This window comes from Streptomyces sp. NBC_00234 (assembly GCF_036195325.1).
GTDB lineage: Bacteria > Actinomycetota > Actinomycetes > Streptomycetales > Streptomycetaceae > Streptomyces.
Map to the genome: position 1 here is coordinate 7,469,552 of NZ_CP108101.1, position 24,206 is coordinate 7,493,757.

General features: G+C 70.2%; 19 protein-coding genes and 1 pseudogene. 4 read left to right on the forward strand and 16 right to left on the reverse strand.

All coding sequences use genetic code 11. The features are described 5' to 3' along the window. Window positions 1-226: 226 nt before the first annotated feature. The 3 genes from OG230_RS32725 to OG230_RS32735 all read right to left on the reverse strand — a co-directional run bounded on the left by OG230_RS32725 (window position 227) and on the right by OG230_RS32735 (window position 7,121). On the reverse strand, window positions 227-3,616 hold the full coding sequence (locus OG230_RS32725) for a S8 family peptidase (RefSeq protein ID WP_328907369.1): 3,390 nt from the start codon (window positions 3,614-3,616) through the stop codon (window positions 227-229). 441 nt (window positions 3,617-4,057) lie between these two features. Beyond that, complete coding sequence (locus tag OG230_RS32730) at window positions 4,058-5,083, reverse strand: helix-turn-helix domain-containing protein (RefSeq protein WP_328907370.1); 1,026 nt, start codon at window positions 5,081-5,083, stop codon at window positions 4,058-4,060. A 301-nt stretch (window positions 5,084-5,384) separates the two neighbouring features. Further along, entirely contained in the window at window positions 5,385-7,121 is a 1,737-nt protein-coding gene (locus tag OG230_RS32735; RefSeq protein ID WP_328907371.1) for a hypothetical protein, read from the reverse strand. Between the two features lie 275 nt (window positions 7,122-7,396). Between OG230_RS32735 and OG230_RS32740 the strand changes: the two genes are divergently transcribed. After that, window positions 7,397-7,603, forward strand: coding sequence for a hypothetical protein (locus OG230_RS32740; RefSeq protein ID WP_328907372.1), 207 nt, complete (start codon window positions 7,397-7,399; stop codon window positions 7,601-7,603). Here OG230_RS32740 and OG230_RS32745 read toward each other — a convergent pair. The 10 genes from OG230_RS32745 to OG230_RS32790 all read right to left on the reverse strand — a co-directional run bounded on the left by OG230_RS32745 (window position 7,585) and on the right by OG230_RS32790 (window position 18,191). Beyond that, entirely contained in the window at window positions 7,585-8,139 is a 555-nt protein-coding gene (locus OG230_RS32745; protein ID WP_328907373.1) for a dihydrofolate reductase family protein, read from the reverse strand. The genes OG230_RS32740 and OG230_RS32745 overlap by 19 nt on opposite strands. A gap of 113 nt (window positions 8,140-8,252) precedes the next feature. Next, window positions 8,253-8,954 (reverse strand): helix-turn-helix domain-containing protein, encoded by a 702-nt coding sequence (locus OG230_RS32750; RefSeq protein ID WP_328907374.1) that lies wholly within the window; start codon window positions 8,952-8,954, stop codon window positions 8,253-8,255. A 157-nt stretch (window positions 8,955-9,111) separates the two neighbouring features. Next, window positions 9,112-10,065: an ATP-dependent DNA ligase gene (locus tag OG230_RS32755; protein WP_443051435.1), complete on the reverse strand. Its 954-nt coding sequence runs from the start codon at window positions 10,063-10,065 to the stop codon at window positions 9,112-9,114. A gap of 463 nt (window positions 10,066-10,528) precedes the next feature. Next, complete coding sequence (locus OG230_RS32760) at window positions 10,529-11,503, reverse strand: DMT family transporter (RefSeq protein ID WP_443051436.1); 975 nt, start codon at window positions 11,501-11,503, stop codon at window positions 10,529-10,531. A 47-nt stretch (window positions 11,504-11,550) separates the two neighbouring features. Further along, window positions 11,551-12,156, reverse strand: coding sequence for a TetR/AcrR family transcriptional regulator (locus tag OG230_RS32765; RefSeq protein ID WP_328907376.1), 606 nt, complete (start codon window positions 12,154-12,156; stop codon window positions 11,551-11,553). A 175-nt stretch (window positions 12,157-12,331) separates the two neighbouring features. Continuing rightward, entirely contained in the window at window positions 12,332-12,460 is a 129-nt protein-coding gene (locus OG230_RS32770) for a hypothetical protein (protein ID WP_328907377.1), read from the reverse strand. After that, complete coding sequence (locus tag OG230_RS32775) at window positions 12,448-13,188, reverse strand: class I SAM-dependent methyltransferase (RefSeq protein WP_328907378.1); 741 nt, start codon at window positions 13,186-13,188, stop codon at window positions 12,448-12,450. Before OG230_RS32775 ends, OG230_RS32770 begins: the two co-directional genes overlap by 13 nt. A gap of 630 nt (window positions 13,189-13,818) precedes the next feature. Continuing rightward, complete coding sequence (locus tag OG230_RS32780) at window positions 13,819-14,217, reverse strand: DUF5958 family protein (protein ID WP_328907379.1); 399 nt, start codon at window positions 14,215-14,217, stop codon at window positions 13,819-13,821. 359 nt (window positions 14,218-14,576) lie between these two features. Further along, a complete protein-coding gene (locus tag OG230_RS32785) occupies window positions 14,577-15,029 on the reverse strand; it encodes an iron chaperone (RefSeq protein WP_328907380.1) in 453 nt (150 codons plus the stop codon). Window positions 15,030-15,176: 147 nt separating this feature from the next. Continuing rightward, the gene (locus OG230_RS32790) at window positions 15,177-18,191 is read right to left on the reverse strand and encodes an AfsR/SARP family transcriptional regulator (RefSeq protein ID WP_328907381.1); all 3,015 of its coding nucleotides are present in this window, start codon (window positions 18,189-18,191) and stop codon (window positions 15,177-15,179) included. A 280-nt stretch (window positions 18,192-18,471) separates the two neighbouring features. Between OG230_RS32790 and OG230_RS32795 the strand changes: the two genes are divergently transcribed. Together OG230_RS32795 and OG230_RS32800 are read left to right on the forward strand one after the other, a co-directional pair. Next, complete coding sequence (locus OG230_RS32795; protein ID WP_328907382.1) at window positions 18,472-19,032, forward strand: hypothetical protein; 561 nt, start codon at window positions 18,472-18,474, stop codon at window positions 19,030-19,032. A 161-nt stretch (window positions 19,033-19,193) separates the two neighbouring features. Continuing rightward, window positions 19,194-20,741, forward strand: a complete 1,548-nt coding sequence (locus tag OG230_RS32800; RefSeq protein WP_328907383.1) for an outer membrane protein assembly factor BamB family protein — start codon at window positions 19,194-19,196, stop codon at window positions 20,739-20,741. A gap of 72 nt (window positions 20,742-20,813) precedes the next feature. Here OG230_RS32800 and OG230_RS36440 read toward each other — a convergent pair. Continuing rightward, a pseudogene (locus tag OG230_RS36440) lies at window positions 20,814-20,987 on the reverse strand (GNAT family N-acetyltransferase); the annotation flags it as partial. Between the two features lie 11 nt (window positions 20,988-20,998). Between OG230_RS36440 and OG230_RS32810 the strand changes: the two are divergent. Further along, entirely contained in the window at window positions 20,999-21,415 is a 417-nt protein-coding gene (locus OG230_RS32810; RefSeq protein ID WP_328907384.1) for a hypothetical protein, read from the forward strand. A gap of 89 nt (window positions 21,416-21,504) precedes the next feature. Here OG230_RS32810 and OG230_RS32815 read toward each other — a convergent pair whose 3' ends face one another. Both OG230_RS32815 and OG230_RS32820 read right to left on the reverse strand, forming a co-directional pair. Continuing rightward, window positions 21,505-22,020, reverse strand: coding sequence for a hypothetical protein (locus tag OG230_RS32815; protein WP_328907385.1), 516 nt, complete (start codon window positions 22,018-22,020; stop codon window positions 21,505-21,507). A gap of 923 nt (window positions 22,021-22,943) precedes the next feature. After that, window positions 22,944-24,191 (reverse strand): helix-turn-helix domain-containing protein, encoded by a 1,248-nt coding sequence (locus OG230_RS32820; RefSeq protein ID WP_328907386.1) that lies wholly within the window; start codon window positions 24,189-24,191, stop codon window positions 22,944-22,946. Window positions 24,192-24,206 lie beyond the last annotated feature (15 nt).

Below are 24,206 nucleotides of genomic sequence, written 5' to 3' on the forward strand. Positions count from 1 at the left end.
GCCGGAGCCGTACCGAAGTGCGTCCGTACGGGGCACGGGCGCTGGGGATGCCCGCCGCGGGCCGCGCCCCAGCCGTGGCCCGGCTCGCTTGACCGGTGCACCGAGAGATGGGGCGGGTGCCAGGGCACGGAGCAGGTACGCGGTCCGTCGGCATCGAAGTCATCGCGCGGATGGCCGAACGGGCGGCCCCCCCCGGTGAGGGAGACCGCCCGATCGGACTGTGTGGTTACCGGACGTCGTAGGCGCGGGTGACGGTCTGGGTGACCGCGTTGCCCTTGGAGTCGGTGAGGCCGAGCTTCAGCATGACCTGCTTGCCGGTGGCACCGGTGTGGTCGAGGACTGCCGTCCACTTGCCGTCCTGCTGCGTGGCCGGCGCCTCGGTCCAGCTGGCGCCGCCGTCGTAGGAGTAGGACAGCGTGGCTTCGGTGATGGTGCCGGGGGTGTACCCGGCGTGACCCTCGGCCGAGAGGCCGACCCGGAGACCGCTCTGCGCGGGCAGCGTGTTCATACCGTCCACCGGCAGGTCGTACGCCGGGAAGAGGATCGGCAGGCCGCGGGAGTAGACGTCGGGCTCCAGGTGGGAGCGGAAGCTCCAGGTGGTGGTGACAGCGGTGGAGCGCAGCCAGTTCCGGTCCGAGGTGTCGATCTTGGCCAGGTTCTGGGTGAGCTCGTACGCGGAGTCCTCGGCCGGGACGTCGAACGCGTCGTACGGATAGGTGCTGGTGGCGATCTGCTCACCGTTGCGCTTCAGGACCAGGTTGCCGAGGTCACCGAACGACCCGCCGTAGGACCAGTGGTCACCGGAGGCGTCGAGCCAGAGCGCGCTCTGGAAGCCGATCCGGTCGCCCTGCCGCTCGGCGGCCAGCACCGGCTTCCCGTCGGAGTCGCGCGGTGCCGCCGGCCGCAGGGCACCGCGGTACCACTCCTCGGTACGCCGGTCTCCGGGCTGGTAGGTGCGGTACTGGTCGCTCATGAACGCGGCGAACGGGAAGCTGGTCATCGCGCCGTGGTACCAGGCGTCGTCACCGGTCGTGTAGTACGCGGTGCGGGTGCCCGGCACATGGACCGGGGAGAGCAGGGTCACCGGGATGGCGGTGTTCCTGTTCCAGGGGGGAAGGATGAACAGCCCGTCGAGGTAGTCGCTTTCCTTGCCGAGGGCGTTCCACTTCTCGGTGACCTGCGCCAGCTTGGAGTCGCTCGGCCGGTAGACGCGGTCGGACTGCAGCGGGCCCTCGGTCGGGAACGTGAGGTTGTAGACGTAGGGCGAGCCGTCCTGGGAACCGGTCGCGCGCCAGGTGGGCCGGAACTCGAAGAAGCCCTTGTCGGCGCGCCCGTCGACGGAGGCGTAGAACTTCTGCACGGCGCTGCCGGCCGTGAGCGTTCCGTTCAGCTGCCAGGTGTCGTCCCACGTACGGCCGTAGCTGAAGGTGGTGTTGACGATCTTCGAGGGGCGGTCGGTGCGGGGGCTCAGCCGGTGGGCCTTGCGGGCGTCGAGGACGACGGTGCTGTCACCGGTGATGTGCAGCTCCGGTCGCCCGAGGTAGCCGATGGATTCGGCAGCGTTGTTCGCATCGTAGGTGGCCACGAAACTGGAGAGGGCGTAGTCGCCCGGGCGCACGTTGTACACCTGCTCGCTCGCGCCCTGGTTGCTGCGGCGCTCGCCCTTGTCGGTGTCGAGGCTGACCAGATCCAGGGAGGAGGCGCCGGTCGCGGGCTTGCCGTTGCGGTCGATGACCTTGACCCGGAGGGCGACCGTTTCCGGCTGGACGTAGAGGGCGACCGGCACGGAGACATGCACGTTGCCGCCGGTGGCCAGGAGTCGCCCGGTGACGGCACCGTACTGGGACTTCTGGAGATGGGCGGTGGGGTCGATACGGAGCGGCACCTGGACGGTGGCCCCCGCGGGAACGGTCACCTTGTCGGTCGCCGGCTTGATGATGCCGGAGGTGACTTCGCTGCCGTCGTTGCCGCGCACACCGCTGACCGTCAGCCGCAGGGTGACGTCGGTGGCGCCGGTGTTGGTGAAGGGAACCTGCACGGTGGTGCGGTCCGAGGTGTCCTGCGGCCAGGTGTAGTCGCCGCCTTGGACCGCGGGTGCGGAGAGCACCTTCTGATGCACCGCCGCGGACACGTCGAGCACGCCGGCACCGGTCTGGTCCGCGCCGGCGACCTGGCCGCCCGTGCGGGCGGACGAGACCAAGGACGCCTTGATCTGCTGGGCGGTCCAGTCCGGGTGGGCCTGGCGGACGACGGCCGCCGCACCCGCGACGTGCGGGGTCGCCATCGAGGTGCCCGACATCGCCTGGTAGGCGTAGACGCCGCGTCCACCCGCGCTGGCCGCGGAGATGCCGACGCCGGGGGCGGCGATCTCGGGCTTGAGCGTGTGGGTGACGGCCACCGGACCGCGACTCGAGAACCACGCGGTGGTGTCGTCACGGTCGACGGCGCCGACGGTCAGCACGCCGGGTGCGCAGCCGGGCGAGGAGACGGTCTCGATGGCCGAGCCGGCGTTGCCTGCGGCGATGACGAAGAGGCTGTGTGTGTTCTTCGACAGCTGCTTCGCGGCCTCGGCCACCGGGTCGGAACAGTCGCCGACCGCGGGGTTGCCCAGGCTCATGGAGACGACATCGGCCTGCTGGTCGACGGCCCACTGCATGCCCGCGATGACCCAGGAGCTCTGGCCGGAACCCGCGTCGTTGAGAACCTTGCCGACGAGCAGGGAGGTCCCGGGGGCGACACCCTTCTTACGGCCGTCGCTCGCCGCCCCGGACCCGCCGACCGTCGACGCGGTATGGGTTCCGTGCCCCTGCCGGTCGTCGGTGTCGCGGGAGTCCGTGAAGTTCTTGGAAGTGGCGATCCTGTTGACCAGGTCCGGGTGCTCGGCATCCGCGCCGGTGTCCAGCACGGCGACCTTGGTGCCCTTGCCGTCGTATCCCTCGGCCCACGCCTCCGGTGCGTGCACCTGCTTGGTGGACTCCTCCAAGGTGGCCTCGACCTTGGCGTCCAGCCACAGCTTCTTCAGCGTGGAGGCAGATCGTGAGCGGGTGTCGGTGACGTCCTGCCAGAAGGCGGTGGCCGTGTCCTTGCCGGCCTTGAGCGCGACACCGTTCACGGCCGGGAGGCTCAGGCCCCGCTCCGTCCCGCGAGGGGCGGCCGGTGCGCTGTCGAGGACGTCCACACGGTTCTCATAGGTGGCGATGAGCGGCAGCGTGTCGGTGCTCTCGTCGTCGTATCCCTGGCGGATGAGCCCGGAGACGTTGAACAGCTCCTCGTCGACCTTGCCCTCGGCGATAGCCCGGGAGGCATCCTCCGGGTAGACGTAGAGGTCCTTGCCCAACTGGAAAGTCTGCACAATCGGCTGCGTGCCGTCCTCGCGCGGCAGAACGGCCGCCGAGCTGCTGCCCGACCGCTCCGTGGTCACCAGCACCTTGTCGCCGGTGACGAGCGTGACCGTGGCCTGCTTGCTGCCGGTCCCCGCGGCCCCACTACCGACCACGGGCCTCTTCCCCGAGGCACCGCCGGGGGGCGTGTCCGCCGCCCCGGAAGGCGCGACCGCAGTGACGGCCAGGACGGCGGCGGTCGCCGCGCCCAAGGCTGTACGCGCTATTGAATGCATGACTCTCCCTATTCGAAGCCGTGAACGTTCCAGGCTGCGGCTGCATCCTGGCAGGGTTACGGATCGCTCAGGGGCGTCAGGGGGTGACGGGTTCCCCACGTGGCGGGACTCCGTCACGCGGTCCCTCCACGGGCACATCCAGTGGGGGCGTCGGATCTTGATCTCCGGACCGTGCGGTCCGGATCCAGGAGAGGGAGGCATGCGCTGCGCGCCGATTCCCGCCGAGGCGCGCATGCCGGTTCTCGGCCGGATTGAGGTTGCCGGGATTGTGGACATCGGACAATTCGCGCGGCGGGCCGACACCGGGAGTCCTCGGCTCCCAGGTCCCGGAGCACGGCTCACAGGTCCCGGAAAACGGCTGACAGCCGTGAGGTCACAGCTCTGGTCTCACAGCTCTGGGCGCAAAGCTCTGAGCTCACCGCTCAGAGTTCCGAGAGGAGATCAGATCCAGCCCGCGCGTGCGGCGTGCCATCCGAGTTGCAGGCGCGACTCCACTCCGGCCAGGTCCATGAGGTGACGTACTCGCCGCTCCACGGTGCGTATGGAGAGGCCGAGTTGCGATGCCGCTCGCCGGTCGGAGATCCCGACCAGGAGAAGGGCGAGTACTTCCAGCTCCTCCTCGGTGGGCAGCCCGTCGAGTGCCGGCTCCTCTGCCGCACCCGCCGTGGTGAACATCGGCCGGGCCTGGGCCCATTCCTTCTCGAAGAGATGGACCAGGGCCGTCAGCAGGCCGCTGCGGTGCACCACGATGGCGCTCGGCTCACCTCCGGAATCCGTCATGTCGAGGGGTACCATGGCGCGTTCCCTGTCCGAGACGACCATCTTCAGCGGGAGCGAGTCGACCAGACGGAGCTCCATGCCCGCGCTGACGGCCTCCCGCACGGCCTGCACGATCTCGTGGCTGTCGAGATAGTCCTTGGCGGCCACGACCCGGAAGTCGACTCCACGGTCCAGCGCGGAACTCTCCGAGGTGTCGGTGTCCTCGCGCGGTACCGCGATGGGTGCGCCGACGAGAAAGGTGAGCAGCTCCTTCTGGGCGCCGGACTGCAGCTGGCGGAACCGGTGTGCGACCTGTTCCACGCCGACGACCACTTCCACGACACCGCTCGCAGTCTGTGCGGCGGTGTGGCGGTACTGCTCGGTCAGCTTCGAGAACGCGGTCTCCGCCAGGTGCAGCGCGTTGCGCTGCTCGACGAGGAGCGGGGTCAGCGCCACCGAGGGCGGTGTGAGCCGGTAGCGGGTGGGACGGAGGCCGGGCCTGCGGTCGGCCGGGTCCGGTGTCCCGGTCGCGGCCTCGGTGGCGAGGGCCACCAGGCCGCGCGCCACGAGGTCGAGCAGAATCCGGTCGCTCTCGGCCTCGCCGAGTCCGGTCTGCAGGGCGAGATCCTGCGCGGTGGCTGTCGGGCGAGCCAGCAACGCCGTGTAGATGGCCTCTTCGGAGGGGCCCAGCCCCAGCGCCTGCAACATCCGGCTCCTCCTCGGGCGGTCACGGTTCCGGCCCTGGTACAGCTTGTGTACACCGAGCGAATTCTTCTTGGCGGAACCCTATCTCGCGTCGTGGATGTTGCCGTTTGCCACCTCTGCGGAGGGTACGTCGGCGCCGGGGCGCCGATCTCCAGCGGGCGGTCCGTCCGGGAGCACGGCGACACCGAGGGCGCCGCGCACTCCACCCCGTCGTCGTCGAACAAGCACGGTAGCCTCAGCGGCGGGCCGGGGTTCAGGGAGCGCGTTGCCGCGGGCCGGCAGGCCGGGTGGGCCAGGTTGCAGCTCAGGCCTCGGAGCCAGACCTCGCGCCAGGAATGTCGCTCTCCTTGTCCGCCTCGATGGGGATGCAGCGCCGCCGCTGAAGCTCATCGCGTTCAATGTCCGGGATCGTCATCGACTCGGCAAGCACGGCGGCGAGCGCGTCCACGTGAGGGGTGTCGATGTCGGCGTGGAAGAGCCACCGGGTGTTCTCGTCGCGCGTGATGAGGTCGATGGCCAAACGCGCGCCTTTGTCCTGGGTGGTTGCCGCTCGGACATATCGCACCCGGTCGATCGGGATGTCCTGACGGATCTCGCCCTGCTCGAGGAATGCGTTCGTCCTGGCCGTGATGATGCGGCGATCCGTGACGGCGAGCAGTGTCTTTGCCACCGCCTTGTCCCTAGCTGCCGCCAGCTTCTCCTTCGCTCCGCCGAGGATCGCGGACATCGGACCGAGGGCATCGAGCTGGTCGGGGAAGCCGAGGGCCCGTAGCGTCTCACCGTCCTCGAGGAACCATCGCAGGATGCGAAGGTGCGGCTCGAAATCCATCGATTTGGGTGCGCAGACGATGCCCGGAGCCTCCAGCGGAGGGGCCGGCGGATGAAGGGCGTCGGCAAGAGGCTGGATCGCCTCCAGAAGACGGGCAGAGGTCTGGCGGGCCGCCTTCGAGTCCTTCCGCTTCCCCGGAAGCTGCAGTGTGTCGCGTCCGGGGAGCTCGGCGATGATGCGTAGCTCCCGCGTCAGCGCGTCGACGAGGCCCGTCGTCTCCGCGAGAGCGGAGTCGAGCTCCGTGCGGGTGTCGCGTGCAATGACATCGACGAGCCGTGCCTCGTCGGCGTCTTCGCGTCCAGCGGCTCTCGCCCTCGCGGCCCGGAGAGCCTGATAGCCGGTCCATGCCTTGACGGAGGACAGGAGGGCGTAGGCGTCGAAGAGGAGTGCCTCGGCGTTCGTCTGCAGGTACTCACGGCGGCGCGTGTCGGGCTGATCGATCTGCCCGACGTGGCCGCGGACGTTCAGTCGGTAGAGGTCGAGCTGCTTACGCAGCGACGCTTCACTACCCGCGACGCTGTCCCACAAGGAGGTGGGGACCGATCCGACCTCTCGCGCCTGGTCGACTGCGCGATCGACGGTGGCGACGAGCCCCGTCAGTTCGGACCACTGCTCGTTGCGGATGACGGTGAGTACCTGGCTCGTCAGTGCGATGTTGGTCCTGACAAGGCCCGAGATCTCACTCAACTGCATCTGAAGGGCGATCATGGCCAGCGCCGGTCCGACCGAGGCCGCGAGCTGCGCCGCGCTCACCGCGGTCACGGGGATGAAGCGGGCCTGATGGACGATCTTGCCGTTGAGGAACACGGCTCCGAGGTTCGCGCCGTCCTTGACGGCGAGCGTTCCACCGGCCTTCAGTACGGCCTGTGCCGTGTTGCCGATCCTGTAGAGCCCCTGCGCGCCGGCGAACGCGTTTCCGAGGTTGCCGGCCACGGTCGCCGTGTTTCCGATCGAGGCGAGGACTGCGGAGATCTCCGTACGGTCGGCGGCCGACACGAGCCCGAAGTCGAGCAGATCCGGCTTGAGTTCCGCCGGGACCTTTCCGAGGACGACAGCAACCCCTGGGAGTACCTCCGCCAGGACCGTCGATGCCGTCGTCGAGTCGACGTCCGAGGTGGGCGCCGGATCGTCCACCACAGGTGAGTCGGCGTTATTGCTGTGGCCGTTCTCCTCAGGCTCGGCGGTCTCCATCGAGTCCGAAGGGTCCTGCATGCGATTTCCTCCCCGCAACGGCGCGCAACGGCCAGACGTCGTCGGCGTTCACTGCCGAAGTCTACGGCTCGACACCCCACGGTTCGGGCCGAGTTCACCGGGTTCGTTCCGGACCGGCCTCGATTCGTCAGTGGCTTCCACTCGGTGATGGTCTCGGAGGTTCGCCTGTGATGTTCCGGTTGCGTTCGAGCCGGATCGAGGAGGACGCAGCCGGACGGAGACGGGCGGCCAGGTCCGTCGTTTCGGCAACTTCGCAGGTGGGAGGCGTCACGTGTATGAGTTCGGTACTCACGGCCGCTCCGCGTTCGTCGAGGGCCTCGCGCACCTGGACGCGTACCGGTGGCACCGCCGGGGACGTGCTCGTGGTGCAACGCCGCCCGCCCGGTGCCGCGGTACATCGGCCGGGCGCCAACCCGGCCACCGAGGAGCGCGAGGTCGACGTCCTCGCCCGGTTGGCGCCGGCTCAGCGCACCGGGCGGTAGGTTGCGATGATCACCCCGCTGCTGGTCGGCTGGGCGCTCACCAGCTTGAGCTTCTTCAGCGTGGCGTCATCGGCGAACAGCTTCGTGCGACCCTCGCCCGCCACCACCGGGTGGATGAGCAGCACCAGTTCGTCCAGCAGGTCCTGCTCCAGCAGCGAGCGCACCAGTGTCGGGCTGCCCGCGACGGTGATGTCCTTGCCCTCGCCCGCCTTGAGTTCGTTGACCGCGGTTGCCAGATCGCCCTTGACCAGGGTGCTGTTCGCCCAGTCGTCGACGCTGTCCAGCGTCGAGGAGACGACGTACTTGGGCGAGTCGTTGATCCACTTCGCGAAACCGGCGTCCTCACCACTGGTCACCGTCGGCCAGTAACCGGCCCACTCGCTGAATGTCACCCGGCCCAGCAGGATGGTGTCCGCCGACTCCAGCGTCTTGCCCAGCGCCGCCCCCATCTCCTCGTCGAACTCGAACTGCCATTCGTTCGGCGACTGGGCGACACCGTCGAGCGAGACGAACAGACCGGAAACGACCTTGCGCATGATTCCTCCACGATGAGTCCAGGGCTTTCCGCCCGCACTGGTCCGGGCGGCCCTCGGGCCGGAACGAGCCGGCCCCGTTGGCTACGTCCCGAACAGTAGGCGGGCGCCGGGGCTCAGGTCTTGTACAGAAGCGACAGCGGCTGTGTCGTGTCCCGGGCACCGAGCTGAGTGGCGGTCCGCCCCACGTACCGGCTCAGGGACCGTGCCAGGTGCGGCTGGTCGAAATACCCCAGCCGGTGTACGACCTCCTGGGCCGGCACCCCCTCCTGGACCAGCACCGCCGCCTGGCGGGCGCGGTGGATCTGCCGGATGGCCCCCTGGGTCAGGCCGGTCGCCGCGACGAAGCGACGCTGCAGGGTGCGCTCGGAGACGTCCGGGCAGGCGCCGTCGAGCACGGCGGGTACGACCGGGTCCAGGTCCACGATGCCTTCGCGCACCATCCGCAGGACGAACGCCTCGGCGTTGTCGTAGTCGGGAACGTGCCAGGCAGACCCCTTCAGCCACAACGAACGCCGCGTCACGTCGGGAATCTCGGCATTGCCCCCCACCAGCCGGCTCACCGGGATGTGCGGCATCGACGTGCCCAGCGCGAAACTGATCCCGAAGAAGACGGCGTCACCGGGCACCGGTGCCTGGGACGCCCGCGGCTCCGGACCCAGCACGGCCGCCTGCATCCGACCGCTCTGCTCCCAGAACACCAGCTCCCAGTGCGACGTCGCGACCGACATCATGCGGCCGACGTCCTCGCTACTGCTGCGCCACACGCGCTCGATGTACTGCAGCTCCGACGGCCGGCTCTCGATCACCAGACTCAACCCGGTCTCCCTCACACCCCGCTCCGGACCGCCAGTCTGACACCTCGTCGGACGAGGCCAACGGCGCCTGCCTGGTCGCGTCCCGCACCCCCGCCTCGCACCGTCCTGCGGCACGGGGGCGCGTCGCGCGCGTCACGACCAGGCTCGGGGCGCGGGGTCAGCCGTCGTCCTCGGGAGCGAGGTCCGGGCGTAGCCGGTGCCAGGAGGGGTGGCGCAGGCGCCCGGCCCGGGTCCGGGTCGCGTAGCGGACCTCGCCGACGAGACGTGGCAGCACCCACCGGGCCCCCGCCACCGGCGGCACATCGAGGAAGGGGCAGTCCTCGATCGCTGCGGCCCGGAGAAGGTCGGCCAAGGTGGCGCGCTCGGTATCGCTCCAGCCGGTGCCGACGCTCCCGGCATACCTCAGCCCGTCCTTCTGCTGCTCACCGACGAGCAGTGCGCCGGGCAGACCGGCGAGACGGCCGTGCCCGGGCACCCAGCCACCGACGATGACGTCCAGGGTCCGGACATGACGGATCTTGATCCACTCCCGGGAGCGCACTCCCGCCTCGTACACCGACGTGAGCCGCTTCGCCACGAGCCCTTCCAAGCCCGCCGCCTTCGTCATCTCCAGGGCCTGGGTCCCATGGCCGACGACCGACGCGGGGGTCGACCAGTGCGAACCCGTGAGCCCGAGACCGTCGAGCACCGCGCGCCGCTCGACGTAGGGAGCCCTCGTCAGAGGACCTGCATCGAGGAAGACCACGTCGAAGAGGATCAGGTGGGCAGGCACCCGCTGCGCCATCCGGGCCGCCCTCGCGGGTGATCCGGACAGCCCCATCCGCGACTGCAACTTCTCGAAATCGCTGCGCCCCTGATCGTCGAAGGCGACGATCTCACCGTCCAGGACGGCGGGCCGACCCAGGGCGGAGCCCAGGGCTTCGAGTTCGGGGTACGCCGCGGTGATGTCCGCCCCGGATCGCGAACGCAGCACCACGGTCCCGTCGCCGGGCAGGTAGATCACGGCCCGCTGGCCGTCCTGCTTGACCTCGAACCCGAACGTCTCCTGGAGAGCCGGGGGCGGGAGGGCGCCTGGGGTGGCGAGCATCGGGGCGATGTGGGGGAGGGGCACGTGGGGGAGGGGCACCGCTGCGTCAGGAGGCACTGCGTTCCTTCGCCGCCGTCATCGTTCCCGTGGCTTCTGCACGGTCCCGGGCGTGGTCGTGTATGCCGCTGCCCTGGTGGGGTTGGTCTTGTTCCGGGTGCGGATACGGTCCATGCCCATGTCCTCCAGGCCGTCCTGGCGCCGTGAGTCGGAAGAGGGCCGGAGGCGTCAGGCATACGGGCGTGGCCGCGCCACCGCCCGCAGAACGATCCTCTCGCCGCCCGGACCGGCCCGCATCCCGACTGGCCCCCACATCCGGCGCGGCCCGCATCCCGACTGGCCCCCGCATCCGGCGCGGACCGTATCCGGACTCGCCCCCGCATCCGGAGCGGACCGTATCCGGATGCGGGCCCGCGCCCGATACGGATCGCTGTCGGAGAGAACCGTCACCGTCCCGCTCGGTGGGCGAATCGCACCCGTCACGAGCGCGTCAGATGGCGGATGAGCGTTCCGCATCGCCGGTCTGAGCCCGCGAGGGAGCCGCCTGCGGCGCACCGCCGGCACCGCCTCCCGGAACCGGCCCGGCATGCCGCTGCCGCCGGCGAGTGGCGGGTACGGGGGTGGTGAGGACGGCGAGGCAGGCGATGACGAGTGCGATGCCGGTCCAGCCGGTGGCGGGAAGGCGTTCTCCGACGATCAGGACGGCGAGCAGGGCCGCGACGGCCGGTTCGAGCAGAGACAGCGTGGTGGCGGTGCTGGCGGGCACGTGTGCGAGGCCCCAGCCGAACAGGACGTAGCCGACGCACATGGGTATCAGGGCCATATAGATGCCGACGGCCGCGTTGGACCAGGAGTCGGCGAGCGGTGCGCCGGTGGCAAGAAGGACGGGCAGGAGAAGCAGTCCGCCGAGCCCGAAGACGGAGCCCATCGCCGTTCGGGAGGGGATCCGGTGGGTGATGAGCCGGTGGGCCGACCAGGAGTAGAGGGCGTACGTCGCGGCGGCCACGAGGCCGAGGCCCACGCCGAGCAGCGTGCCGGCGGAGGATCCCTGGTCCGCATCGTCGGTGGCTTCGGCGACGCACAGCAGGATGGTGCCGAGGAGGCCGAGCGAGGCCGCGGCCATCCAGCGCCGCGTGAGCCGGCGGCCGTCCACGACCCGTTCGATCAGGGCGGAGGCCAGCGGGGCGGTGCCGATCGACACGACGGTGCCCACGGCAACTCCGGCCAGGTGCATGGAGCTGTAGAACGCCAGGGGATAGATCGCCACCGAGGCCGCGCCGAGCAGCACAGTGCCGCGATGCTCGCGCAGGCGGTGGGCATGACGGCCGAGCTGCGGTGCCGCGAGGAGGGCCTGGAGCAGGCCGCCCAGCCCCATGGCGACGGCGCCGATGGCGAGCGGGCCCACGCCGGGGGCGAACGTGGCGGCCGTGCCCGTCGTGCCCCAGAGGACGGAGGCCGCCAGCACGCACAGCGCCCCTGTCCCCGCAGACCGGGCGTGGCCCACGGGCCGCGTCACAGCCGGTCCAGCAGGGCCGCCGCCATCGAGCGGGCGTGCTGGACGCGGTCGCCGTCGCCCTCCAGACCGGCACGAGCCATCGCGCCTTCCAGCAGGAAGGCGAGGTGCTCGGCCGTCGTGCGGGCCTCGTCGGGGCGCTCGGGCAGCAGTTCCTCCACGTGGGCGCCGATCAGGCGCTCGACCTCTTCCTTGTGGGCGCGCACGACCTCCCGCCCCTCGTCACCGGCCGGGAGCTCGGCGGCGGCGTTGAGCAGGCCGCACCCGCGGAATCCGTGCTCGTAGGCGAACGCCGCGTGATCGGCGTACGCGTCGAACACCGCGAGAACCCGGCCGCGCGGGTCCGTGGTCTCCTTCAGCCGGGCCCGGTAGAGGCCGAGCCATTCCTCGTGGCGGGCGTCGAGGTAGGCCCTGACCAGGTCGGCCTTGGAGGAGAAGTTGTTGTAGAGGCTCATCTTCGCCACGCCGGCCTCGGCGGTGATCGTGTCGATGCCGGTCGCCGCCACCCCATCGGCGTAGAAGCGGCGGGCCGCGGCTGCCAGCAGCCGTTCCCGAGCAGGGCGCCGCCTGCCGCTCCCCGTCGCGCTCACGTCGGTCTCGCTCATCACAGTCCAAACTAGGTAGGTAGGTCTACCTAGCGTACGCAGAGAACGGTGAACGAGGAAGCCGGGCCGTACGAGGGCGGCGCCTGGCGGGCCGACCCCGGTGCCCGGCCCTGGGCGTTTCGTGTGCCGGAGATGTCCGTCTCTTGACAGTCGACGACAGCTCGGCGCAGCTCAGTCAGGCGGTCCCGTAGGCGTCTTCGTAGGCGGCGACGTCACTGCGCGGCCCCGTCGACGCGTCGTGCGGGAAGCCGCGGGCCTGACCGGAGGGAGCCGGGTCGCCGGTGTGTGCCGTCAGGCGCGGCAACGCAGCATCTCCAGCGGAGGGTTGGAGAGGAAGTCCGCCCAGAAGTCGGCCCCGAAGGCGCGCAGGCCGGCGCCGGACACCTCCAGCGGTACCCAGGTCACCTCGCTGAACCCGGCCGCCCTCAGGCATCCTTCGTAGACCTCGCGGCGAGGGCAGGTGCTGACGAACGTGATCGGCGGGTCGAGGAGTGCCGTGGTCCGGACGCGCGGCCCGGCCTCCGCCTCCTCGCCGGTCAGTTCGGTGAGAAAGCCGTACTTGCCCAGGGGCGGCCCGTCGAAGCGGTAGTCGGGTGTCTGGGCGAGTACGAAGAACTCGGCCCCTGGCGCCAGGTTCTGGTGCACGTTGCGGCACATCCGCTCCATGGCGGCCACGTCATCCGCGTAGTTGAGCAGCTGGACCGCCGTGGCTACGTCGAAGTGTCGCCCGAGGGGCCTGAGTTCGGACACGTCGCCCCTCGCGTACCGCACGCCCAGCGGATCCCGGTCCTCGAACTCCCTTGCCGCTGCGACCATTTCGCCGGAGATGTCGACTCCGAACACGTCCTCGGCGCCGCGCCGCTTGAACTCCCTGCTGTAGAAGCCGGTGCCGGAAGCCAGGTCGAGGACCGACTTTCCGCGCACGTCCCCGACCAGGGCGAGGAAGCTCGGAACCTCTGCGTAGTGCGCCAGCGGAAGGGCCTTGAAGCCCTCGAACGCCTCGCCGATCTCGTCGTACTGCTGCATGCTCACCGTGCTGCCATCCCCACACTTCGTCATGTCCTCGGCCGCGGGTCGCTCCCGTCCCTGTCCCCGCCCCCCCCAGGAGCCGCAGCCGCTGGCGGGAAGTCTCCTGCACCCTGGGCACACCCACGTACTGGCGGAAGCCACAAAGATGCGGGCATCGGCGTCGGCGAGAATCCCGTAGCCGGAGATCAGTGTGAGTCGGTTACCAGCGGAGAACTGCGGCTGTTCCGGTGGGGCGGTGATGTGGTGCAGGAGTCGGGGAACTTCGCGACTGCTGGGGAGGGTTGGTACCGCGTCCGGGTGCGGGCCCGCGGACGGGACGAGGGCGCGGCGCATGAGGGCGACGACCCTGTCGAGGAGCATTCCCTGAGCGTGTGGCCGGCGCCTCCGCAGCCTGACGTCGTCCACAGCGCAGATGATGCCTTCGCCCGGATGCACTATGACCCGGCCCGGCCTCCGGCGGAGCCCATCCAGCCGTGAGCACGTCCGCCTACGTTGCGGCCCGAGCCCCCGATTTCCGGAACAGACGGGCCGGGCGGTCACGGAAGAGTTGGCGATGCGTCCGTGCAGCTCCACGGGTACCACTCGCCGGCTGAGCTGTACGGGCACCTCGCGCGCAGGTGCCCATCAGGGGAATCAGTCGGCGACGGACAGCCTGTGCCACCAGTGCCCGCAGCCGTCGGAGCAGAAGCGCTCGCGGCGCCGTTCGTCGGCGATCGCGAGCACGGCGATCAGCAGCCGGAACGCCTTGCGGCGTTCGTCGAGGGGAGCGAGGGAGGCGATCTTGCTCAGCTGGTCGTCTATCCGGCCCCGTGCGATCAGCACCGAGGGAGTGTGCGTCGGGCGCAGACCGGCGCGACTGATGCTCTCCGGACCGTCTTCCGGAGTGGCGCGAGCTTGGAGACAGTGATGGGAGAGGTAGCGCAGTATCTCGGACTGCTGCTCGGCGCCGAGTGCGTCGAACCATTCGATGCCCTCTGGCATCGGGCGCAGTCCTTGGGCAAGTTCGTTGAGAATGACGTCGCGCTCGGTCATGACACCGGTCTCCCGTGAGGCAGAGCTTTCGCTGAGGATCGGGGTCGGAGGGCTGGTCTTCTCCGCCGCCTGCTCTCGGATTCGTGTGGAGGAATGGTCTGTTTCACGCCGGTCGGTGACGTCGAAGACGGCCTCGGTGACCTGCGTGGTGTTGCACGTGATCAGGCACCACCCATGCGGTGCGGCACTGCCCCTGGAGGGGCAATGCCGCGCGTGGAGCAGCTACTTCCTCCGAAGCGAACCCGCCGTGCGGTCACCGGAACGGCTCGCCGCTTCCCCGGTGTCCCCGACCGGAGCAGCCGCGGGTCGCGCAGCACGTTCCGGAGCCGCCGGCACGGACCGTTCGCCGGGTGGGCGGGTCAGCTCACCGCCCGCTTGACGAGCGCGCTGATCTGCGCCTCCACCTCGGGTGTCACCTCGGTCAGGGCGAACCCGGCTGCCCACATCGTGCCCTCGTCCAGCTTCGCCTGGTCGCTGAAGCCGAGGGTTGCGTAGCGTGCCTTGAACTTCTCCGCGCTCTGGAAGAAGCAGACGACCTTGCCGTCCAGTGCGTAGGCGGGCATGCCGTACCAGAGCTTCGGTGCGAGGACCGGGGCTCCGGCTGTGATGACGGCGTGGACCCGCTCGGCCATGATCCGGTCCGAGTCCTGCATTTCGGCGATCTTGGCGAGCACGTCCTGCTCCGCCTGTGCCGCCTTGTCCGCCTGCGAGCTGCGGCGCGCTGCCGCCTTCTGCTCTTTGGCGTGGTCCTTCATCGCGGCCCGTTCCTCGGCCGTGAATCCTTCGTACGCGCTGCCCTCGGTGTTGCTCATGGCGGAATTCCCCCTGCGGATCTCGATGTGCCGGATCTTGAAAGGGACCGTATCCCAGCGCACCCGCACTGTGCCGTCCATCTGGCGAGAGCGACGTCGTCCGGTCGACGACGGCGCGTTCACCGGTGAGTCGCCGCATCGGGTGCTCTATGCGGAGGGGTGACCGCCCCCGACACCGCTCAGCCCGTCGCGTGCCATGGCGTACTGCTGCGGGTGGTCACCGGCTCCGGGAAGGGACAGGGCGGTCTCGAACTCCTGCTGTGCCTCGGCGCGGCGGCCCACTGCCGCGTAGGTGCTGCCGAGACGGACGCGGACCTCCATCTCCATCCACGTGCTCGTGTGCTCGGTGAGCGTGGCCAGGGCCCTGTGATGGGTGTCGACGGCGGCGTGCAGTCGGCCCTGGACGTGCTCCGCGGTGGCGAGCCGCGACAGGGTCGCCGTGCGCAGGGGCGGGTCTTCGGCCTCGAGGGCCAGCTCTGCCGCCCGCCGGAGCAGGTCCGTGGCTTCGGTGTACCGGCCGAGGGTCAGGTGGGCGTCGGCTACGAAGCACAGGGCGTTGCTGATCGTCCTGGGGCGGCCGTTCTTCTCGGCGATGGCGAGGGCGGTGGTGTAGTACTCGAGTGCTTGCTCGTGCCGTCCCTGCTGGGAGCGGATCGCGCCGAGGTTGCAGGTCGTTATCCCGGTCAGCCAGTCGTCGCCGAGGCGGGCTGCCAGCTCTGCCGCCTCGCTCAGGTGGGCCATCGCATCCTCGGTGCTGCCCAGTATCGACTCCGTGATGCCTGTCCCGGCGATCGCCCGGGCGCGGTCCCGCAGACCGTCCTCGCCGCAGCTGTGGCGCAGCGCTTCCGCGAACCAGGTGTGCGCCTGCGGGAACCGCCCCTGGTAGACGTCGACCATGCCCATGCAGTTGCGCAACGAGGAGGGCATGCGCCGGTCCATGGCCACGTCCGCGCAGGGCAGCGCATGTTCCAGGGCGGTACGGCACTCGTGGAAATGCCCCTGGCGGACCAGATGATCGACCAGGGCTTCGGCGATCCAGCACGCGTGGTCGAACCGGTCGGCGGCGGCCGCATAGGCCACGACGTCGACCAGCTCTCCGCCCTGAGCGTTCAGCCACGTCGAGGCCTCCCGCCAACTACCAAAGGGGGAACCGGCGATGGCGGAACCGGTCGAGAAGCCCTCGGGTCCCCAGTCGCTGGCGATGCGGCAGGCGGCCGTATAGAGGTCCAGGACAGCGGTGAGGTCGGCGGCGGCCTCCTCGGGCGCTTCGGTGGCGAGGCGCCGTGCATGGGCCCGTACGAGATCGTGCAGCCGGTAGCGGCCGGGCAGCGGCTGCTGCAGAAGACTCGCGTCGACCAGGCTCTCCAGGAGGTCCTCGGCATCCTCCGTCGAACCGCCCAGCATGGCGGCGAGGGCCACCCCGTCGAAGCGAGCGGTCGGGATCCGGCCCAATGCACGGAAACAACGCCGTAGTTCGGGCGCGAGCTGGTCGTACGACAGCCTGATGGCGGCCTCCACGCTGCGGTCCTCGGCCCGAAGCTCGCCGAGGGCACCTGCGTCGTCCGACATCCGGCCGGCGAGAAAGGCCAGGGTCCAGGACGGGCGGTTCTGCAGGCGGGCACCCGCGATGCGCAAGGCGAGAGGCAGGCCGCCGCAGCGTCGGGCGAGTTCGAGCGCGGCCTCGGGCTCGCGATCCGCCCGGGCCTCCCCGAGGAGCTCCCGGAGCAGACCGATGCCATCGCCCGTGCCCAGTGGCTCCACGGTGAGCCGCAGGTCGGCGTCCAGGCCGGGCAGGCGCTGCCGGCCCGCCACCAGGACCCGGCTCCCCGGTCCGGCGGGCAGCAGCGGACGCACCTGCTCGGCGCTCCGGGCGTCGTCCACGATTAGCAGCAGGCGGAGCCCACTCGTCGCCGCACGCCAGGCCGTCACCAGGTCCGCCACGTCATCCAGGCCGTCGGGAAACTCGTCACCGCTGCCGCGGACTGCGCGCAGCAGCCGGCGCAGGGCACGCTGCGGGCTCACACTCTCCTGGAGGGGGCCGTGCGCCTGCAGATCCACGAACAGGCAACCGTCGGGATAGTCGTCACCGAGCGCCCAGGCGGCGCGTACGACCAGGGCGGTCTTGCCGACGCCCGCCGCGCCGTCGACGGCCACCACGGATACCGCTGCCGGGGACACGGGACCGGTGAGCAGGGCGAGTTCGTTCTCGCGGCCCACCAGACAGGAGGTGTCGCCGGGGAGTTCGTTCCGGCGCCGGCCGAAGCGGGACGTGGGCGCGGGAAGAGTGCTGGGGCTGCCGGGGTGGTCGGACTCGTCGGAACGGTGCGATTCGGGTCGGGAGCTCTCGGCTTGCGTGTTCTTGGGGGCGAAGGTGTCGGCCGTATGCCGCCTCGCCACCCGGCCGAGCAGCAGTTGGTCGTCCCGGCGCAGGACGGCCTGATGTACGCGGCGCAGCTCCTCGCCGGGCTCCAGGCCCAGTTCGTCCAGGAGCCGGCGTCGCATCTCCTGGTAGGCGGAGAGCGCCTCGGCCTGTCGGCCGCTGCCGTACAGCGCCCGCATCTGCAAGGCGGCGAGCGGCTCGTCGTGTTGCTGGGCCAGGGGTGCGGACATGAGGTCGTCCAGGGCGTCCTGGTAGCGACCGAGCAGCACCAGGCACTCGGCCCGGTCCTGATGCAACGCGCGCCGCTGTCGGGTGAGGCGCTGCCGTTCGGCCTCGGCGAGCGGCCCCGGCAGGCCGGGCAGAGGCTGGCCGCGAAACAGCGCGAGCGCCCGGCTGTCGTGTTCGAGCGCGGCGTCGAGGTCACCGGTGGACTTGGCGCGCTGGGCGCGGGTGGTCAGTCGGGTGAGCTCGGCGAGGTCGGTTTCCGCGCCCTCGGGCACGAAGCGGTAGCCGCCGCGCCCACCGTGAATCACCGACCGTGCAGGCCCGGCACCCGCCGGGTCCAGCGTTTTGCGCAGGGGATAGACATAGCTCGGCAGGACCCGGTGACCCGTACCCGGAGGGTCTGTTCCCCATACGTCGTCGAGGAGTTGCTGGTACGTCACCAAGGCCGGTGAACGTAGAACAAGGGAGGCGAGGACCGCCTGTCGGCGTACCGGGCCGAGTGCGAGCGGCGCACCGCCCCGGCGGGCCCGGACGGGCCCGAGCAGGTCGATGCTCACCGGCTCCCTCGCCTCGGCCGGACTCCCGCCCGAACCCTCTGAATCCACGCCCACGTCCAAGTCCCCACGTCCACTGAGTGCCCAGTGCCCGCACAGTCTCTCAAATCTGTGCTCCATCGGGATTTCATCGGGCTTGCAGCACGTCACGACAGAGTCTGCCGAGGTGCGTCCGCGACGGACGCTGCTGCTCCGTCCCGCACTTCTGCGGCGAGGAAGCGCGACCACCGCCATGCGGTCGGCGCGAACCATCCAACACGTAGTCGAGAGAGGTGACTTCGCTATGTCGCAGGTCAATCGGGCGCCCGGAGCGGGCCCCACCCGCCGCGGTGCGCGATGGGAGCGATACCGGGTCACTCACCCGTTCTCCGCCCAGGACCACGCGGGCCTGTGGGGAGCGATCGTGGGTGTCGTGGGGCTCGCCCTGCTGCTCGGCTGGGCGCTCGACATGAAGGGCGGTGTGATCATTGTCGCGGCGGCCCCGTTCATCGTCGCCTGGCTGGAGAAGCGCCGCACGGCGTTCCAGTTCGACGCAGCCGGCGCCCGGTTCGGCAACGTGCTGCTGCCGTGGGCCGACGTCACCCAGTTCGTCGTGGCCACCCCGCCGGACGGCCGGCAGGCGCTGATCGGCGCGCGGCTGCGGCCCGGCGCGGTCCTGCCGGCCGGCGCAGTCGTCCCGCCGCAGAACCCGGCCATGCCCGCACCCATCCATGTCGCCGTACTGCCCCACAAGTTCGACCTCGCGAAGATGGTCGGCAAGGCGCGCAAGTACGCCCCGCCGCACATCCAGATCGTGGTGGCCGATCCGTCCGGTGAACGGGTCGCGGACCAGCGTGATCGTTGAACGTGGACACTGCGCATGCGTGAGAGAAGGAAGCACGTGACGCTCCGAACGGGGTTGCGGTGTCCGGCCGTACGGAAGCGGGCGGCGTCGAAGACAGGCTCCAGGGAGACGTCAACCACGATCCCTGCCGGATCCGTAACGCCGGCAGGAGGGGGAGAGTGATGTCGCGCGAGCCGCAGCCGTGGTACCTGCCACGCCCACCGCAGCAGCCGGTCCCGGACAACCCGTACGCCCCGGAGGGCTACTCTCCGCCGGGGCAGGGGGCCCGCCGCGGGCGCTTCGGCAACGGCCCGGTGATCGCCACGGTCGTCGTCCTCCTGCTCCTGGTGACAGGTGGAGGGGTGTACGCCCTCACCGACGGCCGGCAAAGCGGGCCCGCGGAGCCCGTGGCGGGGAAGACGCCCGGCCCCGCCCGGACGCCGACCGCTTCCCGTACCCCTGCCGTCCGTACGCCCGAGCCGAAGCGGATCCCGACGTCGGAGGAGATCAACGCGGGGCACGAGCCGGGTGACGCGAAGGCGTGGGTCGTCGATGACCGGACCGATCTGCCCCGGCGCAGTATCAAGGTCTACGACTTGTGGGTCGTCGGCGACACCGTCGTACAGGCCGTCTACAAGAAGGTCACCGCCCGCCGCCTCTCCGACGGTGCCGAGGTGTGGAGCCTCCCGTTGCCCGCCCCTGTCTGCGAGACACCGGTCAACCCGACTCCCGACGGCAAGGTCGTCCTGGTGTACAAGAGCAGCGCGGCCCGCAGCGGGAACCGTTGCAACCAACTCCAGATGATCGACCTCCGGACCGGGAAGGTCGGATGGCACAAGGAGCTCGCCGAGACCGGATCCATGGACGACACGATCATCGTGAACAGCGCCATCAGCGGCGACGTCCTCGCGATGACGCAGTCCATGAGAGCCGCCGCGTACCGGGTCGGTGACGGATCCAAGCTCTACGACATCCCCATGGAGAATCCCGGGAAGTGCTACCCCGACGACGTGGCGGGCGGCACCCGGCTGCTGGTGAGCTCCGACTGTGCGATCAACGTCGATCGCACCAAGAGCTACAGCCAACTCCGCGAGATCGACCCGCGTACGGGCAAGGTCCTCCGGCGCTTCCGGACCGAGCCGGGCTGGGTGGTCGGCAAGGTGCTCTCCGTCGACCCTGTCGTCTTCACCACGCTCCACGCCGAGGAACGCACCGACAACTGGCGGATCGTCGCGCTGAGGGCCGACGGAAAGGTCCGCACCACGATCGATGCCAGGCCGAAGGGCTTCAAGTACTGCGCCGACACAGGGGATTCGGGCGAGAACATCCAGAACTGCAAGGGGACCTTCGCCGAGGGGAACGCCGTCTATCTGGGGGGAACCGACCAGGTGGGGGCCTACGACCTGGATACGGGGAAGCTCGCCTGGGGCGTGAAGTCCGAGGACAGTACGCTGCACCCTCTGCGCGCGGCGGGCGGCACGTCCGCGTTCGTCTACGAGGCGGCCTCGTGGAGCCGGCCGGGCGGGATCTTCCGCTTCGGCCCTGGTGGTGTGGACACGAAGAAGCAGGTGCTGCGGCACCCCGCATCCGCCCGGGCCACGGAGTCCGGAATGTTTGCCGGATACCTGGCCTACGTGAACGACCGGATCGTCATCACGCCATCGGGCGTGAGCGGCGACGACGCGACGCACGAAGCCGCCATGCTGTCATTCTCCCCTGGAGCCCCCTGAGACCTCTGAGATCCCCTGAGCGCACACCGGATCACGTGACCATGCAATCCCGGGAGGCGCGACCTCGCGCCACGGCAACGAGCGTGTGAGCCACACGACTTCACCCGCCGTCCTCCGTCGAGACGTGATCCCGCTGTACCCGAGCTTCTCAAGGACACGGAGCGACGGTGTGTTCCACGCGCCGACGGTCGACCGGAGCCGTGTCCGTCCGGTCGCAGCAGCGGCGTCGACTACCGCTGGAGCACTAGGCTCCGTTCATGACTGCTCAGTGGTATGTCCTCATCGAGGAGGACACCCGCGTGACTCGACGCGCCGACGGGGTCGACCTGAAACTGCACCGCTGGGCACTGGTGGCCAGTCACCCCGTCAGCGGCACGGAGGCCCAGGCGCGCGCCGCGACCGAGGACGCGGCCTTGCACTACGTGCCGAACGTCCTGGCCCGTCATGCCCGACCGGGTGACGCCCCGGCCCGCAGCGCTTTCCTCACCTCCGACGGCGCCTGGCTGGTCCGGCTCAACCAACACCACCGCGAGTGCCACATACGCGTGACCGCTGCCCGCCTCGTACACACGCAGGAGGAGAAGAAGGCCCCGCCGAAGACCCTCAAGGAGAAGGTCCGCCAGGCTCTGGAGGGACCCGCGCCTTCAGAGAACCCGTGGGCTCCCAGAGGCTAGGGTCTTTCGTCCGGAAAGGCCGGATCAGGGAGCGGGGCCTGGTGTGGGCGCCAGGGCACGCGAGCCCGGCATGATCCAAACGAGAAGCCCTAGGTGTGTCGGGACGTGCTGGTGACCGTGCCAGAGGGATCGTGCGACTCCTCGTTCCGAGTGGGGGTGGAAGCCGCTGCGAACGTGACGACAGCGATGAATCCCGCCATCAGGGCACAGACGACCCGGGTGAGGATGCGCATACGTCGGTCGCTGCCGGCGCGGGTGGACCGGGCGCTGGGGAGGGTCGCCGAGGCACCCTCGGTCACGAGTGTGCGCAGCGTCTGCTTCAACGCCTCGATGTCGTGGCCGAGTTCGGGAACGTGCTGCCCGATGGCGACGCGTGCGCGCACCAACCGGTCTCTGGTGACTGCCGTGCTCGTCTCCGTTTCGGCGGCTGCCTGGGAGACGGTGAGCCCCAGTCCGTCGCTGAGCAGGGCGATTCGGCGACATGCCGCAGGCAAGGCGAGCAGGGCCTGGAGGAGCGGATCGGCCGGCTCGGGTTCGGCGTGTCTGAGCGCGGGACGGAAGCGGTGCCACGGGGACAACGCGTACTCATACGCCTGAGCGCGCACCCAGCCGACGGGGTCGGGGTCGACGGCGACCTCGGGCCAGTGCTCCCAGGCATAGTGGAAGGCATGCTCGACGGCTTCGAAGGCGAACCCGCGGCGTCCGGTGAGCAGGCGGATCTGGTGAACAAGTCCTGGCGCGGCGTAGGCGTAGAGCTCGTCGAAGGCGTCGTCCGGGGTCGCGGCCGATCGGAACGACGGCCTGTTCTCCCAAGCACGGTCGCGATCCGGGGGTTCGGCAACAGGTCGCTGCCGGCGCCCGTCGGGGCGCGTCGAAACGTACCCGCTGCCGGGTGTGTGCGGGAGCCGGGGTGGCCTGGTCGGGCTCCGCCCATGGGCGGGGGCCGAGGGCGGAGCGCTCCCGCCCGGTCGCGTGTGGGTGTGAGCCGGTGCGTCACCTGGCCCGTACGCGGAGAGGCTTGCGTACCCTTGGCGGCTCAGTGAGCCGCGCGTCGTGTCGAGGGTATGGATGACCGGATTCCCTCCCGAACCGCGGGCTATGTGTGGCGAGCCTCCTCGGCCGGCTGAGGGCGGGACGTCGCGGGCGGGTCGATCCGTTGTGCTGTGACTCATCGGTGCGCGGCGCCGCTCTGGGTGGAGGTACACATGCACGCATCTTGGGCGAGGCAGGAAGCTTTCTCCTAATGCGTTACGGACACGTACGGTCTTGGTGATTTCTTCTCCGCCAATGATCGGGATCGATCTTTACTGTGGATATGAGGTCATGGTGAGAGATCGCCGCGCGGGCAAGTGGTGGAGGCGTGTCGTGCCGCGAGCTGGTGGGCCGGTCGGCGAACCGCCAGGAGTGGCTCGGCTCCGCCGGGCCGCATCCGTGTTGCGTGCTTCAGGCCGCCTCGTCGGCAAGCGGTCGAGGGGCGCGAGAGTCCCGTCGCCGACGTGCCCGCCGGCGGCCCCGGTGCGGCCTCGGATCAATTTCGCACCTGTGGCCTGTAGTGCTCCAGATGAGTGCGGACTCGGGTCAAGTACGGCTGGATTGAGCGAAGTTGTGCACCCTGCTGCTGCACGACCCACGTGGCTGTCCGATACGCGGCGGCGAGGTGGAGGGCCGGGTCACCCGGGACACCCACGAGGTCGGGGGCGATGGCGCAGAGCATTCTGCCCAGTGCGGAGATGGAGTCCTCTGGGCTGAAAGGGGGCCTGGGTACGGCGTTCTGCCGCTCGGGCGGGAGGTAGTAGCGCAGTACGCGTGGCGTCCAGCGGGCGATTCCGTACTCGTCCTTCGCCGGGTCGCTGAGGGTCGGATCGAAGTCGCTTTCCGCCTTGAGGATGGCGGCCACCAGGGCGGGCGTGATCTCCGCGGTGTCGCACAGCGTGCCCGCCTCGATGATGAGGTGGCGGTATGCGCGGGGGATACCGGCGTCGGTCCGGAGCAGATGTGCGCCGTCATGGAATACCGCGGGCGTCGTGGTGCGAGCCGGTTTCCCGGAGCCCTCCGGGCCGGCATCGGCGTGCGTAGCGCCCCTGTCGCCCAGGCGGAACACCCCGACGGTGAGCAGTACGGCAGCGAGGACGATCAGTGCGGTCAGGCCGGCCGTCCGCAGTCGTGCTGCGCGCATACGGCCGGAGATGAGGCGGTCGGGCCGGCCCGATCGACCGGACCGACCGGGGGGCGGTGTCACGGAGTCCGGCGCCGCGCCTGGTGCGGGCGCCGGATCCGGCACTGCGGAGTGCGGTTCCGCGGCCGAGTCCCCTGGCGCCGAAGCGGTGCTGCGGATCGGTTCGGAGATCTCCTCGGGCGGAGTGGCCCGCGACGGGGTGACGGTCACCGAGGCCCGTGACGCTGGGAGACGTGCCAGGGCAGCGAGGTCCGCGGCCTGGTCCGGGGTGCCTGCCGAGTACCCCGGTGTGCCATCGCCCGGGGGCGCCTCGGGAGGCAGCGGCGGAGGGCTGGTGATCAGCCGGTGTGTGCGGACCCTGCGCTGCTCCCACTCCGCCGGATCGCCGCCGCAGGCGGTGACGAAGGCGGCCAGTACGGTGGCGCTCGGCAGCCGCCGGCCGGCTGCCGCGGCGGCCAGGGTGGAGGCCGAGTAGTGGGCCCGGGCGGCGAGTCGCCGGTAGGGCGGGCTGCCCGCCCGGCGTCTCAACTCCCTGAGTTCGTAGGCGAATCGGGCCACGGGGCCCTGGTCGAGATCGAGCGGCTGTTCCTGGCGTCCCACCCTGCGTACCTCCCT